Source organism: Cellulomonas uda (genome assembly GCF_006538705.1).
GTDB classification, from domain to species: Bacteria; Actinomycetota; Actinomycetes; order Actinomycetales; family Cellulomonadaceae; genus Cellulomonas; species Cellulomonas uda.
Genome location: NZ_BJLP01000073.1, coordinates 1 through 11785, shown reverse-complemented (window position 1 = coordinate 11785; position 11785 = coordinate 1). Strand labels below are relative to the sequence as shown.

The window sequence follows — 11785 nt, the reverse complement described above, 5'->3', positions numbered from 1 at the left end:
CTGTCGGGGTGGCGGGATTCGAACCCACGACCTCTTCGTCCCGAACGAAGCGCGCTACCAAGCTGCGCCACACCCCGTGGAAAGCCCGCTCAGACTACCTGACCGACCCCCGGATCTCCGAATCCGTCCCGCCTCGAGACGGGCCCGGGTCCGGCTCGGGTCCGGCCCGCGTCCGGTCAGTGCTCGGCGGGGACCAGGGTGAGGAGCGTCGCCTCCGGGCGGCACGCGAACCGCACGGGCGCATACGGAGACGTGCCCAGGCCGCCGCTCACGTGCAGCCACGTCGAGCCGGCCCCACCCGGCGCGTCGGGACGGGGCCCGGGCCAGCCGTGCAGGCCCTTGGCACGGCCCGGGTCGAGGTCGCAGTTCGTCACGAGCGCACCCCAGCCGGGGACGGCGAGCTGGCCGCCGTGCGTGTGGCCCGCGAGGACCAGGTCGGCGTCGTCGGCCAGGAACGCGTCGAGGACGCGCTGGTAGGGCGCGTGGGTCACGCCGACGTGCAGGTCGACGCCCGGCGTCCCGGCCGGGCCGGGCTCGGTGCGGGCGTCGTCGGGACCGCCCGCGGCGGGCATCCGGTCCCGGTCGAGGTGCGCGTCGTCGGTCCCGACGAACGACACGCGCCGCCCCGCGACGTCCAGGACGCCCCGGTGGTTGTCGAGGTCCAGCCAGCCCGCGGAGCGGAACAGGCGCACCATCTCGCGCCACGGCAGCTCCTGCGGGGGCTGCGGGGGAGTGGAGCGCGCGTCGGCGCGCAGGTACCGCGCCGGGTTCTTGGGCTGCGGCGCGACGTAGTCGTTGGAGCCCATGACGAACACGCCCGGGCGGGCCAGCAGCGGCTCGAGCGCGTGCGCGAGCAGGCCGAACGACTCGAGGTGCGCCCAGTTGTCGCCCGTGTCGACGACGAGGTGCGGGTCGAGCTGCGCGAGCTCGCGCACCCACGCGGCCTTGCGGTCCTGGTCCGGCGTGAGGTGCAGGTCGGAGACGTGCAGCACCCGCAGCGGGTCGTGCCCGCTCGGCAGCACGGGGACCGTCACCTCGCGCAGCGTGTACCAGCGGGCCTCGACCAGGCCCCACGCCACCCCCGCCGCGGCGAGCGCGACGAGGCCCCCCGTGGCGCGGGCGAGCGAGGCTCCCGTCACGGCTTCACAGCGGCGTCGTCACGGCCGCCGCGGTCGCGTCCGGGGGGTCCGGGCTGGTCGCCCTGGCAGGCCGGGTGGTCGGGGTTCACCTCGCACGGGTCGCGGTCCTTCTTGCCGCTCGACAGCGTGAGCGTGATGACGGAGCCGGCGGTCGCGGACCCGCTCGGGTCCTGCCGGGCGACGCGGCCCTCGGGCACGTCCGACTCGATGCGCTCGCTGGAGACGACGACCTGGAACCCGTGCGACGCGAGCGTCTGACGCGCCTCGTCCTCGGTCTGGCCGACCACCCACGGCACGGAGATCTTCTCGCCGTAGATGTACTTGGCCGGCAGCTCGTCGAAGGACGGGTTGTCCTGGTCGCCGAGCGCGTCCTCCATGAACCGGACCCAGGTGGGCGCGGCGATCGACGAGCCCCACGGACCGCCGCCGTACCCGCCGTAGTACTTGCCGTTGATCGTCAGGCCGTGCATCGACTTCATGCCGTCGGTGTGACCGACCCACACGGCGGCGGACAGCTTGGGCGTGTAGCCGACGAACCACGTGTGCTCGTTCTGCGACGTCGTGCCGGTCTTCCCCGCGGCGGCGAAGCCGGGCTGCTTGACGCCCTTCGCGGTGCCCTTCCAGACGTTGCTGAGCGCGTAGTTCATCGTCTTGGCGATGTTCTGGTCGATCTTCTGGCTGCACCCGGCGCTCGGCACCTCGAGCTCCTTGCCGTCGCTCTTGGTGACCTTGAGGACGGCGATGGGCTTGCAGTACTTGCCGTCGGCGGCGAACGCGGCGAACGCGGAGGCCATCGTGAGCGGCGAGACGGACTGCGAGCCGAGGACGTTCGCGGGCAGCGGGTCGATCTGCCCGTCACCGGCCAGCCCACCGGCCTTCACGACGCCCAGCTCGGCCGCGCCGGTGAAGATGCCGCACAGGTCGACCTTGCTCGCCATGGCGACGTACGCCGAGTTCACCGAGTTCATGGTGCCCTGCAGGACGGTCATGACGCCCTTGCCGCCCTCGGCGTTGTTGAAGTTCCAGGTCCCGGTCAGGTTGGTGCACGACGCCTTGAACTCCGAGAGGTTGTACGACATCTTCGTCGCGTTGAGGACCTCGTAGAGCGAGTGCCCCTCCTTGAGCCACTGCAGCAGCGTGAACGGCTTGAACGTCGAGCCGGGCGGGAAGCCCGAGGCGCTGCCGAACGCGTTGTCGGCGGTGAAGTTCACCGCGGTCTCGCGGTCGCCGTGCTCGAGCGTGTTGTTGTACACGCGGTTCTGCGCCATGGCCTTGATCTGGCCCGTCCCGGGCTCCACGACGACCATCGCGGTGCCGATGCCGGAGGAGTCGTCGACCGGGATCCCGGCCTTGACCTCCTTGTCGGCGTCGGCCTGCATGTCCTTGTCGAGCGTCGTCCAGATGGTCAGGCCGCCCGTGAGCAGCAGGTGGCGCCGCTCCTTGGCGGTTTCACCGAACGCGGGGTCGTTCGCGATGACCTTGGTGACGTAGTCGCAGAAGAACCCCGAGCCCGGCACGGTCTCGCCGGCCGACATGCAGCCGAGCTTGGCGGACTGGGGGTTGAGGGTGTCCTCGATGGGCGTCTTCTTGCCCTCCTTGAACTCCTTCTCGGTGATGTAGCCCTCGCGGAGCATGAGGCTCAGCACCGTGTTGCGGCGCTTCTCCACCCGCTTCGGGTGCTTCAGCGGGTCCCAGTACGACGGCGACTTGGTGATGCCGGCGATCGTCGCGGCCTGCAGGTAGTTGAGCTTGCTCGCGCGCATCCCGAAGTAGCGCTGCGAGGCGGCCTCGACGCCGTAGACGTTGGTGCCGAACGCCGCGATGTTGAGGTACTTCTCGAGGATCTCGTTCTTGGACATCGTCTTCTCGAGCGTGATCGCGAGCTTCGCCTCGCGGAGCTTGCGCGCGAGGCCCTCGGTGCCCTCGTCGGCGCGGGCCTCCTCGATGGCGGCGAGCTTCGCCTCCTCGGTGTCCTCGTTCAGGGCCGCGTCGATCAGCACGTTCTTGACGTACTGCTGCGTGAGCGTGGACGCGCCCTCCTGCGAGACGTGCAGCGCGTTGCGCGCGGCCGCACGGAACATGCCCATGACGTCGACGCCCGCGTGCTGGTAGAACCGGCGGTCCTCGGTCGCGATCACGGCCTTCTGCATGATCTCGGCGATCTGGTCGAGCGGGACGACGACGCGGTCCTGGTCGTAGAACGTCGCGAGCGTGGTGCGGTCGGACGCGAGGATGCGTGACTTCTGGGGCAGCGGGCTCTGCTTGAGCTCGGTGGGCAGGTCGTCGAACGCGGTGACGGACATGTTCGTCACGCCGTTCGCGATCGCGACGCCCGGCAGGGCGAGCCCCGCGGCGAGCACGCCGCCGATCCCGGCGACCAGCACGAAGGACAGCAGGAGGGCCAGCGCCTGGACGGCGTTGACCTGGCGGCCGCGCGTGCGGGCAGGCGTGCGGGCAGGGTTCGGCATGCCCGTCAGGGTAGTCGGCCCACCTGGACGACCGCCTCGTACCGGGGGAGGACCCGGACCTCTGCACCGGACCTGCACATCCACGCTCCGTGGGGTGCCCGCGCGTCCCCGGGTCCGACGAGGCTCCGCGCGGTCGGGTGCACCCGGTCGGGTCGGTCCGGGGTGCCGGGTTCACCCGATCCGGTCGCCGCGTGCGGGAGCGCGTCCACACCTCGGGATGACCCGATCGGAGTCTCGTCAAAGTTCCAGATCACGCGCTAGTTTTCCAGTCATCCAGCGGACGACGACGCCTTGTGGTAAAAGCCAATGACGCTCAGAGGTCCGGGAACGGTACCGGCGACCGGGGGCACGCCGACTTCGAGCAAGGGGGCGCGGTGGTAGCGACCAAGGAGGGTCACTGGACCGCGTCTGCGGCCTGCGGGTCCGGGAACGTCTCGCCCGACGCGCTGTTCGTCGAGGGCTCCGCGCAGCGTGACGCCCGGTCGGTGTGCCAGCAGTGCCCCGTCCGGCTGGAGTGCCTCGCGGACGCGCTCGACAACCGCATGGACTTCGGGGTGTGGGGCGGGATGACCGAGCGGGAGCGCCGCGCGCTGCTGCGGCGCCGGCCCGAGGTTCGCTCGTGGTGGTCGGAGCTCGTCCCGCGCGGCGAGCTGGTCCCGAACTGAGCGACCCGTCGCGGCGGTGACCGGGACGCACGGCCGCGCAGGCGGCTGGCTAGGGTGGGCGCATGGCGACCAAGTGGGAGTACGCGACCGTTCCCCTCATCATCCACATGACCAAGGCGATCCTCGACCAGTGGGGCTCCGACGGCTGGGAGCTCGTGCAGGTGGTCCCGGGGCCCGGTGACGGCCTCGTCGCCTACCTCAAGCGCCCGCTGGACTCCTGATGGGTGCCGCGCAGCGGCTCGCCGAGCTCGGGCTCACGCTCCCGTCGGTGGCCGCGCCCGTCGCGGCGTACGTCCCGGCGGTCCGCAGCGGCGCGCACGTGCACACCTCCGGGCAGCTGCCGTTCGTCGACGGTGCGCTGCCGACCACGGGCAAGGTCGGCGCGCAGGTCGGTCCCGACGAGGCCACGGTGCTCGCCCGGACCGCGGCGCTCAACGCCCTCGCCGCGGTGGCCGCGCTCGTCGAGCGCGAGGGCGGGCCCGCGGGTGCGGACGCGCTCGACCGGGTCGTGCGGGTGGTCAAGGTCGTCGGGTTCGTCGCGAGCGACCCGTCGTTCACCGGTCAGCCCGCGGTCGTCAACGGCGCGAGCCTGCTGCTGCACGACGTGCTCGGTGACGCGGGCGTGCACGCCCGGTCCGCGGTCGGGGTCGCGGTGCTGCCGCTGGACTCCCCGGTCGAGGTCGAGATCGTCGTCGAGACCGCGTAGACGCCACGGAGGCCCGGACCGACGGTCCGGGCCTCCGACGTCGTCGAGGCGCGTCAGCGCGCGCGGCGCTCCAGGCGGTCGATGTCCAGCAGGACGACCGCACGCCCCTCGCGGCGCACCCAGCCGCGGGCGGCGAAGTCGGCCAGGGCCTTGTTCACGGTCTCGCGCGAGGCGCCGACGAGCTGCGCGAGCTCCTCCTGCGTGAGGTCGTGCGCGACGCGCACCCCCTCGTCCACCTGCTCGCCGAACCGCGTCGACAGGTCGAGCAGCGCCTTCGCCACCCGGCCCGGCACGTCGGAGAACACGAGGTCGGCGAGCGCCTCGTTGGTACGGCGCAGCCGGCGCGCGAGCGCCTGCAGCAGGTGCCGCGCCACGTCGGGGTTGTCGGCGAGCCAGCGGACCAGGTCGTCGTGGTCGAGCTCGAGCAGGACCGCGTCGGCGACGACGGTCGCGGTGGCCGTGCGGGGACCCGGGTCGAACATCGAGAGCTCGCCGAACATCTCGCCCGGGCCGAGCACCGCGAGCAGGTTCTCCCGCCCGTCGGTCGAGCGCCGACCGAGCTTGATCTTGCCGTCCCGCACGATGTAGAGCCGGTCACCCGGCTCGCCCTCGTGGAACAGCACGTCGCCTCGCACCATCTCGAGCGGGGTCATGCTCGCGACCAGCGCGAGCGCCGCGTCCTCGTCCAGTCCGGCGAACAGCGGTGCTGACAGCACGACGTCCTCAGCCACGCCACGCTCCTTCGTCTCGATCCAGCCCTGAACACTCCGGTTCACCCGGCGCGCCGAGGCCCGGCCACGTCGAGATCCACGCACCAGTCTGCCGCATCCGGCGTCGCTGTCCCGCGCGAGCGAGGGTCAGCGACGGACCGGTGGCGTCGCCACGACGTCGCCGGCGCACGCCGGGTGGTCGGCGAGACGCGAGATCAGACGGTCCGTGGTGCGTGCGAGCGCCTCCGTGACGCCCTGCTCGTACTGCGCGAGCTGCTCGTCCAGCGCGCGCAGCCGGTCGATCGCGGGCATGTCGCTCGGTTGCAGGTCCGGCAGCAGACGCTCGAGCTCGCCCATGCGCGGCACGCCGAGCGTGACGTCGAGCGGCAGCTGGAACGCGACGTCCTCACCGAGCGGTGCGGGCCGCGCGGCTGCCGCCAGGGCCAGGTCGAGACGTGCGCGTACGAGCCGCCGCCACCAGCCGACGCGCTGGCTCTCGGCACGTAGCGCCCGTCGGTCGAGCCGCAGGCTGCGGACGCCGTGGTCGCCCCCAGATGTCATCGTGGTACGTCCTCCTCGTCCCGCTGACCAGTACGTCTACGGCAGACCGGACGTCCGACTTGAACGGTTCGGCCCGTCGTTCTTCTCACGTCACCCTGGGGGAGCAACGCGGACCGATGCGGACGTCCGTCCAGGTCAGGGGGTGTGGGTGCCCGCACCTACGCTGACAGGGTGACGAGGACCACCCCGCAGCCCGCCGTTGCCGAGACCCCCCTCGCCCGGACCCGCCGCGCGCGGCGCGTCGACCGCTTGCTGGCGCAGCGGTACCCCGACGCCCGGTGCGAGCTGGACTTCACCGACGCGTTCACGCTGCTGGTCGCGACCGTCCTGTCGGCGCAGACGACGGACGTGCGCGTCAACGCCACCACCCCCGAGCTGTTCGCGCGCTACCCCGGCCCTGCGGAGCTCGCGGCGGCGGACCCCGACGAGCTCGAGGCGATCCTCAAGCCGCTCGGGTTCTTCCGGGCCAAGGCGAAGGCCGTGACCGGGCTGTCGCGCGCGCTCGTCGAGCAGTTCGGCGGGACGGTCCCGCGCCGGCTCGACCAGCTCGTCACCCTCCCGGGAGTGGGCCGCAAGACGGCCAACGTCGTGCTCGGAAACGCGTACGGCGTCCCCGGGATCACCACCGACACGCACGTGCTGCGGCTGTCACGCCGGCTGGGGTACACGACGAGCGAGGACCCGCTGGTCGTGGAGCGCGAGCTCGGCGCGCTGCTGCCGCGGCGCGACTGGACCATGGCGTGCCACCGGCTGATCTTCCACGGCCGCCGCACGTGCCACGCGCGACGGCCCGCGTGCGGCGCGTGCCCGCTCGTGCGCCTGTGCCCGTCGGCGGGCATCGGGGAGACGGACCCCGTGCGGGCCGCGGCCCTGCTCAAGGGCTGACGCGGCCCGGGGAGGCGAGGGTCAGGGCTCGAGCGGCGCGACGCGACGCAGCCACGCCAGCAGCGTGCGCGTGACGTGCTCGGGCTCCTGCTCCGCGAGGAAGTGCCCCGCGCCGGGCAGCAGCTCGTACGTGTAGTCCGAGCCGACGAGCGCCGAGGTCTCGCGCGTCAGCGCGGCCGCCCGCGAGCCGAACAGCCCGTCGCGTGAGCCGTGCAGGTGCAGCACGGGCGTCGGACGCGTGCGCCGCAGCCCCGCCGCGAACCGGCGGCCGTCGGGCCGGGGGGCGGAGCGGCCCAGCCAGCGCAGCTGCTCGAGCTGCGAGTGCGCCGCGAACGGCACGCGCAGCGCCCCGAGGTAGGTCCGCTCGGTCGCGCGGTCGAGCCACTGCCCGCCGCCCCACTCGACGAGGAACCGGTGCGCGAGGTCGCCGCGCGCCAGCGCCCGCTCGGGCAGGGACGGCAGCTGCACGTACGCGAGCCGCCGCGCGGCGGCGGGACGGAACGTGGTCCAGGGCCGCCGCACCACGTCGAGCGGGTGCGGCGACGACAGCACACCGACCGCGCGCGTCGCGGCGGGCTGCAGCGCGGGCATGGCCCACGCGACGGCACCACCCGTCCCGGCGCCGACCACGACGGCCGAGCTCGCCCCGAGCGAGCGCACCACGCCCGCGACGTCGGCGGCGAGGGTCGGCACGTCGTAGCCCTGCGGCGGCTTGTCGGAGCCGCCGGTGCCGCGCAGGTCGAGCGCGGCGGCGCGGTACCCGGCCTCGGCGAGCGCGGGCAGCTGGTGGCGCCACGCCCACCAGAACTGCGGCACCGCGTGCAGCAGCACGACGAGCGGGGCGTCGCGGTCGTCGGGTCCGGCGACGGCGGCGTGGAACCGCGCGCCGTTGGCGGCGACGAACCGGTGCTGCCACGGCCCGTCGATCAGGAGCGTGGCGGAGTCGACGGCTGTCATCGTCGTGAACCTATCCGTTCGGCGGTGACGCGGGCGCCTCGGTGCCCGCAGGGTCGGCCGGGTGAGGGGTGGTCGGGTCGGTGCTCGCGCGCAGCCGCCGGCCACGCGCTGCGAGCACGGTACCGCCGACGAGCGCGGCGACGAGGGACGCCGCGAGCACCGCGAGCACCGCGTGCTCGTCGTGCCCCGAACCCTCGTCGAACGCGAGCTCGGCGATCAGCAGCGACACGGTGAACCCGATCCCGCCCACGAGCCCCACCCCGATCACGTCGCCCCAGCGCAGCCCGGGTGCCAGGCGGGCGCGGGTGAACGTCGCCACCAGCCACGTGACGCCGACGATGCCGAGCGGCTTGCCGACGACGAGGCCGAGCGCGACCCCCTGCGCGACCGGGTCGGACAGGGCACCGCGCACGACGTCCGACGAGATGGTCACGCCCGCGGCGAACAGCGCGAACACCGGCACGGCGACGCCCGCCGAGACGGGGCGCCACACGTGCTCCCACCGTTCGGCGAGCGACTGCTCCGGGTCGTCGGGGAGGCCGTGCGCGCGTGCGGTCGCGGCCGGGCTCGCGGGCACGACGAGGCCGAGCGCGACACCCGCGAGCGTGGCGTGCACCCCGGACGCGTGCAGCAGGGCCCACGCGAGCACCCCGAGCGGCACGAGCAGCCACGCGCTGGTGCGCCGGCGCCGCACCAGCACCGCGAAGACGACGACGCACCCGACGGCGCCGACGAGTGGCAGCCACGCGAGCGAGTCGGTGTAGAACGTGCCGATCACGAGGATCGCGAGCAGGTCGTCGACCACCGCGAGCGTCAGCAGGAACGCGCGCAGCGCCACGGGCAGCCCGCGGCCGACGAGCGCGAGGACCGCGACGGCGAACGCGATGTCGGTCGCGGTGGGCACGGCCCAGCCCTCGGGCGCGCCACCGTCCCGGCTCAGGTTCACCGCCAGGTACAGCAGCGCGGGTGCGACCATCCCGCCCACTGCCGCCACGATCGGCACGACCGCCGTCGCGGGGTGGCGCAGCTCGCCGACGGTCAGCTCGCGCGCGAGCTCGAGACCCACGACGAAGAAGAAGACCGCGAGCAGGCCGTCGGTCGCCCACTGCGCGAGCGTGAGGTCGAGGTGCAGCGCGTGCGGACCGACGACGGTGTGCGACACGCTCGCGTACGCGTCCGGCCAGACGTTCGCCCACACCAGCGCGACGAGCGTCCCGACGAGCAGCAGGACCCCGCCCGCGCGCTCACCGCGCAGCGTGTCGGCGAGGTTGCGCTCGCCGCCGGGGGTGAGCCGGGCGAAGAGGTCCGGTCCGCGGCGGGCGGGCGGGCGGGTGGGGTCAGACGGCGGGTTCGGTGACGTTGTCACGGTCCCCCGACGCACCCGACGCCCGGCGCTCCTTGGGCGGGTCGAAGCGGTACCCGACGTTGCGCACGGTCCCGATGAGCTGCTCGTGCTCGGGGCCGAGCTTCGCGCGCAGACGCCGCACGTGCACGTCCACCGTGCGCGTACCCCCGTAGTAGTCGTAGCCCCACACCTCCTGGAGCAGCTGGGCGCGGGTGAACACGCGACCCGGGTGCTGCACCAGGTACTTCAGGAGCTCGAACTCCTTGTACGTGAGGTCGAGCGGACGGCCGCGCAGCCGAGCGGTGTAGCCGCCCGCGTCGATCGTCAGCTCGCCCGAGGAGATCTCCTGCGGCGCGTCCTCGAAGCCCGAGACCGCAGCACGCTCCATGACGAGCCGGAACCGCGTCTCGACCTCCGCCGGGCCGGCCGAGTCGAGCACGATGTCGTCCGCGCCCCACTCCGCCGTGACGACCGTGAGGCCGCCCTCGGTGAGCACGAGCACGAGGGGGACCGCCAGACCCGTGGCGCGCAGCAGCCGACAGGTGGTGCGCGCGGTGACCAGGTCGCGGCGCGCGTCCAGCACGACGATGTCCGCATCCGGCGCGTCGACCAGCGCCGAGGGCTCGACCGGCAGCACGCGCACGCGATGGGACAGCAGCCCGAGCGCCGGCAGCACCTGTGCCGATCCACCGGACGCCGGGGTCAGGAGCAGAAGGTCTGCCACCGTGGAACCTCCCTGCGGCGAGTGGGGACACGCTACCGCGTGCGCCGCGCCCGGCGGACGGGCGTCCGGGAGTCGTCGTCGGCGCGTCGTCGGGCCGCTCGGGCGGGTGATCACGGGCCGTCGCACCGGGCACCGGCCCGGGCATCTGCGAGACTGTCGGCCGTGCTCTCCCTGGTCCTGATCGTCCCCGTGCCCGGTGCGGGCGTGCTCGTCGGCGTGCGCGCCGCGTCGCGCCGAGCGGCGGACGGGCGGTAGCGGACCGTGCAGCTCGCCACGCGTGCGGTCGTCACGGCCGCCCTCGCCGCCGTCGTCGCGGTCGCCGGGTACGTCGGCGGCCTGCCCGTGACCGTGGTCGCCGCCCTGCTCGCGATCGCGTTCGCGGTGGGCTGGCCGTCGCTCGCGAGCCTGCCGTTCAGGCCCGGCTCGGCGGCCGTGATCGGCATCGGCGGGGTCGGGGCCGTGCTCGCGGTGCACGCCGTGCTCGACCAGCCGTACCTGCGGTACCTGCCCGTGGTGTTCGCGACGACGATCCTGCTCGCGTTCCTCAACGAGCTGCTGCGGCGCGGCGGGCGGGACCGGCTCGTCGAGTCGGTCGCGGGCACCGTGACCGGCACGCTGCTGGCGGTCGCGGTGGCCGGCTGGGTCGCGATCGGGCGCACGCCCGGCGGTGAGCCGATCGTCGTCGTCGGTGCGCTAGCGCTCGCGGTCGGGTCCGCGGTCGTCGCGCTGCCGTTCGCGGGCTGGGCCGGGGCCACCGTCACGACGCTGGCCGCGACCGGCGCCGGCGCGCTCGCCGCGCTCGTCCTGCCGGACATCGACCTCGTCGCGGGTGTCGTGCTCGGCGCCGCCGTGGGTGTGCTCGTCGCGTCGCTGCACGTCCTGTTCGACGACCTGCGCACGCTCGCGCGCCACCTGCCGTCCATCGCCGCGGTCGTGCTGCCCGTCACGGTGACCGGGATCCTCGTGTACGTCGTCGGGCGCGTGCTCGTCGGCTGACGGGCCCCCGGGACGACGCGGGAGACGCGGCGCGTGGCGGATGTGACGTGCGTCGTCGCGATCGACGGGGGCACAGCGCGCCGAGGTCGTTAGGATCGGTCCATGACAGCGCTCGAGGGGCTCTTCATCGGTCTGCTGGTCCTCGCCACCGGCGCCATCGCCTGGACGGCGGGCATCGTGGTGCTCCGCCTGTTCAAGTCGCAGAACTGACGCCCGGACCCGGGAGGCACCACCCCATGGCCTTCGTGCTGCCCGAGGGGCTCGCACCCGAGGTGTACCCGCTCGCCTGGCTGGTCGGCCGCTGGCACGGCCAGGGCGTCGTCGGGTACCCCGGCATCGACGAGACCGCGTTCGTGCAGGACGTCGTGTTCGACCACGACGGCGGCCCGTACCTGTCCTACACGTCGACCATCCGGCTCGTCGTCGCGCCGGACGACGCGTCCGCGCTCGCGGACGCCGCACCCGACGAGGCCGCGCCCGACCACACCGCGCCCGACCACGCCGCACCCGACGAGGGCGGGGCCGGGGACGGCGCGCCCTCCGCGCGCCCGACGAGCGACGTGCCCGTCGAGGACGGACCGGTCTGGTCGACCGAGTCCGGGTACTGGCGGGTGCCGCCCGAGCGGCCC

General features: G+C 73.8%; 13 protein-coding genes and 1 tRNA gene. 6 read left to right on the top strand and 8 right to left on the bottom strand.

All coding sequences use genetic code 11. The features are described from left to right. Positions 1-3: 3 nt before the first annotated feature. From CUD01_RS15560 to CUD01_RS15550, 3 genes are all read right to left on the bottom strand, one after another. Positions 4-77, bottom strand: a tRNA-Pro gene (locus tag CUD01_RS15560). Positions 78-176: 99 nt separating this feature from the next. Continuing rightward, positions 177-1139: a metallophosphoesterase gene (locus CUD01_RS15555; protein WP_094181061.1), complete on the bottom strand. Its 963-nt coding sequence runs from the start codon at positions 1137-1139 to the stop codon at positions 177-179. Then, a complete protein-coding gene (locus tag CUD01_RS15550) occupies positions 1136-3607 on the bottom strand; it encodes a transglycosylase domain-containing protein (RefSeq protein WP_141322417.1) in 2472 nt (823 codons plus the stop codon). The genes CUD01_RS15555 and CUD01_RS15550 overlap by 4 nt, the downstream gene beginning before the upstream one ends. Before the next feature lie 374 nt (positions 3608-3981). Here CUD01_RS15550 and CUD01_RS15545 point away from each other — a divergent pair, with 374 nt between their 5' ends. The 3 genes from CUD01_RS15545 (at position 3982) to CUD01_RS15535 (ending at position 4978) form a co-directional block, all read left to right on the top strand. After that, positions 3982-4272, top strand: coding sequence for a WhiB family transcriptional regulator (locus CUD01_RS15545; protein ID WP_094181059.1), 291 nt, complete (start codon positions 3982-3984; stop codon positions 4270-4272). A gap of 62 nt (positions 4273-4334) precedes the next feature. Then, a complete protein-coding gene (gene sp36 / locus CUD01_RS15540; RefSeq protein WP_094181058.1) occupies positions 4335-4493 on the top strand; it encodes a Sp36 family protein in 159 nt (52 codons plus the stop codon). After that, entirely contained in the window at positions 4493-4978 is a 486-nt protein-coding gene (locus CUD01_RS15535) for a RidA family protein (RefSeq protein WP_141322415.1), read from the top strand. The genes sp36 and CUD01_RS15535 overlap by 1 nt, the downstream gene beginning before the upstream one ends. 53 nt (positions 4979-5031) lie before the next feature. Here the strand turns inward: CUD01_RS15535 and CUD01_RS15530 are convergent, their stop codons facing one another. After that, positions 5032-5709 carry a Crp/Fnr family transcriptional regulator gene (locus CUD01_RS15530; RefSeq protein WP_094181056.1) on the bottom strand — a complete coding sequence of 226 codons (678 nt, stop codon included), beginning with the start codon at positions 5707-5709 and terminating at the stop codon, positions 5032-5034. A gap of 126 nt (positions 5710-5835) precedes the next feature. After that, positions 5836-6249 carry a hypothetical protein gene (locus CUD01_RS15525; RefSeq protein ID WP_141322413.1) on the bottom strand — a complete coding sequence of 138 codons (414 nt, stop codon included), beginning with the start codon at positions 6247-6249 and terminating at the stop codon, positions 5836-5838. A 171-nt stretch (positions 6250-6420) separates the two neighbouring features. On the opposite strand from CUD01_RS15525, the gene nth reads away from it, so the two are divergent. Beyond that, on the top strand, positions 6421-7134 hold the full coding sequence (nth, locus tag CUD01_RS15520; RefSeq protein WP_141322411.1) for an endonuclease III: 714 nt from the start codon (positions 6421-6423) through the stop codon (positions 7132-7134). 21 nt (positions 7135-7155) lie between these two features. Here the strand turns inward: nth and CUD01_RS15515 are convergent, their stop codons facing one another. Genes CUD01_RS15515 through CUD01_RS15505 form a run of 3 tightly spaced genes read right to left on the bottom strand, consistent with a single transcriptional unit; the run spans position 7156 to position 10160 of the window. Then, a complete protein-coding gene (locus tag CUD01_RS15515) occupies positions 7156-8091 on the bottom strand; it encodes an alpha/beta fold hydrolase (RefSeq protein ID WP_141322409.1) in 936 nt (311 codons plus the stop codon). Between the two features lie 10 nt (positions 8092-8101). Beyond that, entirely contained in the window at positions 8102-9457 is a 1356-nt protein-coding gene (gene nhaA, locus CUD01_RS15510; RefSeq protein ID WP_141322407.1) for a Na+/H+ antiporter NhaA, read from the bottom strand. Further along, entirely contained in the window at positions 9429-10160 is a 732-nt protein-coding gene (locus CUD01_RS15505) for a winged helix-turn-helix transcriptional regulator (protein WP_094181051.1), read from the bottom strand. Before CUD01_RS15505 ends, nhaA begins: the two co-directional genes overlap by 29 nt. Positions 10161-10421: 261 nt before the next feature. Between CUD01_RS15505 and CUD01_RS15500 the strand changes: the two genes are divergently transcribed. Together CUD01_RS15500 and CUD01_RS15495 are read left to right on the top strand one after the other, a co-directional pair. Then, positions 10422-11156, top strand: coding sequence for a hypothetical protein (locus tag CUD01_RS15500; RefSeq protein WP_141322405.1), 735 nt, complete (start codon positions 10422-10424; stop codon positions 11154-11156). A gap of 236 nt (positions 11157-11392) precedes the next feature. Beyond that, the coding region (locus CUD01_RS15495; RefSeq protein WP_141322403.1) for a heme-binding beta-barrel domain-containing protein at positions 11393-11785 on the top strand (393 nt) is incomplete at its 3' end.